The following is a 3,662-nucleotide window of genomic DNA, read 5'->3' on the forward strand; positions in this document are numbered from 1 at the left end:
GCGCAGCCCGTGGCGCGCCCACAGAGGGTTGCGCACCTCCGCGGACAGCCCCTCGCCCGGCGCTCCCGAGACCGCCACCTTCACGGGCACCCCGCCCGCGTGCTTGCGCGCGTTGGTCAGCGCCTCCTGGACGATGCGGTAGACGTTGCGGCCGAGCCCTTCCGGTGCGTCGCCGTCGGCACGCAGGTCGAGCCGCACGTCCATGCCCGCGTGGCGGCACTCCCCCACCAGCGTGGGCAGGTCGGCGAGCGTGGGCTGCGGCCGATCGGGCACCGGGTCGTCGCCGTCCGGGTGCGCGTGGCGCAGCACGCCGATCACCTCGCGCAGGTCCTGTAATGCCAGGTGGGCGTTGGTCCTGATCGCCCCGGCGGCCCTGGCGATCTCCTCGGCGGGCGCGTCCGGCCGGAACTCCAGCGCCCCCGCGTGCAGGCTCAGCATGGAGATGCGGTGCGCGAGCACGTCGTGCATCTCCCTGGCGATGCGCTCGCGCTCGAGCCGCTTGGCCTCCTCCGCGGCGCTGTCGGCGCGCTGCCTGAGCGACCAGACGAGCTGCCGCCTGGCCCTGATCACGACGGCCCAAGCGAACACGGTCAGCACGATCGTCACGCCGAGCGCCGCCGCCCATGTCCGGTCCAGATCGTCCTGGGGCCGCAGCATGACGTACGGGGCGAGGGCGACGAGCGAGAGCAGCAGTATCGGCCCGGAGACCTTGAACGGCCGGTGCACCGCCACGGTGAACAGTCCCACGAGCGAGGCCCCACCCGACAGCTCCAGATAGGACGAGAGCAGGGTCGTCACCAGCGCCAGCCCCAGCGGCCACCTGCGCCGCAGCCACACCGCCACGCACGACAGCGCCCCCACCACCTGCTCGAGCGCCAGCAGCGGCTCGGGCTCGTCCTGGAGCTCCGGCAGGGACAGGAGCGTGACGCCGCACGCGAGCAGGAACATGAGGATGTCGACGATCCAGTCGCGGGTCGAGCGGCGCACCCTGCGGCCCTCGCGCCCGTCGCCGAGCAGCACCGACGGCAGCGCCCACCGGTATTCGTGGGCGTGACCGCCGTCCCCCCGCAGTTCCGTCACGCTCATCGAGGTTAGGCCCTGCCAAGGGTACGGCGACAGCGACCAAAGTCGATGCCGGCCGAGACCTACGGCCGACGCGGGCCCCGCTCCCCCGTGACGACGCTTGGACTCCATGAAGGCGATGCTGACGGTGCTTGGCTGGCTGCTGCTCCTGCAGGGTGTGGGCGGCCTGCTGAACACCCTGTTCGGATGGTGGCGGTGGGCGCACGGCCTGCTCGTGGTCAACCGGCTGCCGTTCCTGGAGGGGTATGAGGTGTTCGCGGCCATCGTGATCGGGGTGCTCGGGTTGGTCATGCTGGCCGTGACCGACTCCGCGAGGAAGGCGGAGGGCGGGGAATGACCGGGATCGCCCAGGTGGAGCTGCGCCCGCCGCGTAACCAGGCCGACCCGCGGGCGGTCGCCTGGTGGACGGCGCAGTGGCTGATCCTCATGGTGCCGGTGGCCGTAGCCGCGGTGGCGGCGTACTGGATCTTCACCTCGCGGCCGGTCTGGCTGGGCGCGTGCGTGGGGGTCTTCGCCGCGGGCTGCGTGGTGCTGGCTCTCGTGGCGCCGCGCGCCTACTACCGGGTGGAGCGGTGGGAGGTCACCGACCAGGCGGTCTACACGCGCAAGGGGTGGCTCATCCACACCTGGCGGGTGGCGCCGATGTCGCGGATCCAACGGGTCGACACCGCGCGGGGGCCGGTGCAGCGACTGTTCGGACTGGCCGACATCACGGTGACCACCGCCTCCTCGGCGGGGGCGATCAAGATCGAGGCGCTGGACCACGAGGTGGCGGCCGAGCTGGCCGAACGCCTGACCGCCATCACACAGGCGACGCCGGGGGACGCTACGTGAACGGCTTTCGCGCATCGAAACGGCGCAGCGGAGATGGATCCCGCTCCGGGGGATGGCACGACGCGGGGCGGCCGTCCTCGGACGGATGGCGCGGCACGGACGGGCCGTCTCCAGGAGGACCTCGTGACACGGGTGGCCTGCCCTCGCTGGAAGCCCGGCTGCCCGTTGACGGTGAAGTGCCCGTCGGAGACGGAGCACCCATCGAAGGCGAAGCGGCCGTTGGGGATGGGGGGTGGCGGCGGCTGGCCGGGCGGAGCTGGTGGGCCTCCGGGGTGAAGTCGCTGGCGATCGTGGCGGGCGTGGTGGCCGCGCTGGTGCGCTTCCTGGTGGGCAGCGACTGGGCGCCCGGCGGCGTCGTGGCGGTCTGCGCGGCCGCCGCGGTGCTGGTGGTGGCGACCGTGGTGGCGTACGACGTGGCCAGGCTCCGCACCACCCGCTGGCGGCTCACCCCCGAACGTCTCGAACTGCGCTCGGGGATCACCGTCCGCCAGCACCGCTCGATCCCCCTCGACCGGGTGCGCAGCGTGAATCTGAGGGCCGATCCGGCGCTCCGCGCCTTCGGTCTGACCGTCGTCAAGGTGGGCACGGGCGAGCACTCGGCCGAGGGAACCGAACTCGTGCTCGACCCGCTGACCAGGCACGAGGCGGAGTCCCTGCGCCGTACGCTGCTGCACCAGGGCGAGGAGCCCGCTGCCGATGGCGGGCCGCTGGTGGAGCTGCACTGGTCGTGGATCAAGTACGCGCCGCTGTCGGTGTGGACGTTCACCGGGGCCGCGCTGGTGCTCGGGGCCCTCTACAAGGCGCTCAATTCGTTCGGGGCCGAGAGCGTCGCCACCTGGGCGGCGACCGGCCTGTGGGACTGGGTGACGGCGCGCCCGCTGGTGGCTGTCCCGCTGCTCCTCGCGGTGAACGTGGCCGCCGGAGTGCTCGGCGCCGTCCTGCTGTTCGCCGAGTCGTGGGGCCGCTACCGGCTGGAACGCGAGCCCGGCCGGCTCCGGCTCCGCCGCGGACTGCTGACCACCCGTTCCCTGACCCTGGAGGAGCGCAGGCTGCGCGGCGTGGAAGTCAGCGAACCGCTGCTGCTCCGGCTGGGCGGCGGGGCCCGCGTCAAGACCATCGCCACCGGGCTGGGCAAGGCGGCCGAGCACGAGACCGAGGACGTCGCCGCTCTCACCCCGCCGCTCCCCCGCGCCTTGGCCTGGCATCTCGCCGCCAAGATCGCCGACACTCCGTCGCCCATCTCCCCACCTTCCACGGACGCGACCGTCTTCGGGCACGCCGCAGAGGAGGGCGCAATCGAACCGATCCCGGCCGCGCCTCGGCACGCCAAGCAGGCCGGCCCGGCGGCGGACGCGTCCTGGCCGACCGCGCGCACTTCCGTCCAGGGCCCACACGCGACGGGCCACCGCGCAGACGGGCGCGGACACGACGCGCGGACCGAGGTGCACCGACCGGCGGCGGGCGCATCCGTCCCAGACGCCGAAAACGCGATCAGGAGCGGCCCTGACACGAGCGCGATCAGGAGCAGCCCTGACACGGGCGCCGGCGAACCGGACGCGACCGGGCGGCGTTCGGGCATGAGCGCCTGCGAGCCGGACGCGACCGGTCGGGGTTCAGGCACGAGCGCCGGCGAGCCAGGTGCGAAAGGGCCAGGCGCGGGGGCGCTGGTCGCGCATCCGAAGGCGGCAAGGCGGAGGCGGGTCGTGCGGGCGTTGGTGTCAGCCGCGGTGCTGGCCGCGGCCGCC

Annotated in this window: 4 protein-coding genes; 3 read left to right on the top strand and 1 reads right to left on the bottom strand. The window is 73.5% G+C overall.

Annotated features, from left to right (window positions below; all coding sequences use genetic code 11):
* A partial coding sequence (locus AB0J09_RS59195) for a histidine kinase (protein WP_360712245.1) occupies positions 1–1,080 on the bottom strand: 1,080 nt, incomplete at its 3' end.
* A gap of 112 nt (positions 1,081–1,192) precedes the next feature.
* Here AB0J09_RS59195 and AB0J09_RS59200 point away from each other — a divergent pair.
* From AB0J09_RS59200 to AB0J09_RS59210, 3 genes are all read left to right on the top strand, one after another.
* Entirely contained in the window at positions 1,193–1,420 is a 228-nt protein-coding gene (locus tag AB0J09_RS59200; RefSeq protein ID WP_360712248.1) for a hypothetical protein, read from the top strand.
* Entirely contained in the window at positions 1,417–1,917 is a 501-nt protein-coding gene (locus tag AB0J09_RS59205) for a PH domain-containing protein (RefSeq protein WP_360712251.1), read from the top strand. Before AB0J09_RS59200 ends, AB0J09_RS59205 begins: the two co-directional genes overlap by 4 nt.
* A 176-nt stretch (positions 1,918–2,093) precedes the next feature.
* Positions 2,094–3,662: PH domain-containing protein (locus tag AB0J09_RS59210; protein WP_360712254.1), on the top strand; the 1,569-nt coding region annotated here is incomplete at its 3' end.

This window comes from Nonomuraea sp. NPDC049784, assembly GCF_040659615.1.
GTDB lineage: Bacteria > Actinomycetota > Actinomycetes > Streptosporangiales > Streptosporangiaceae > Nonomuraea.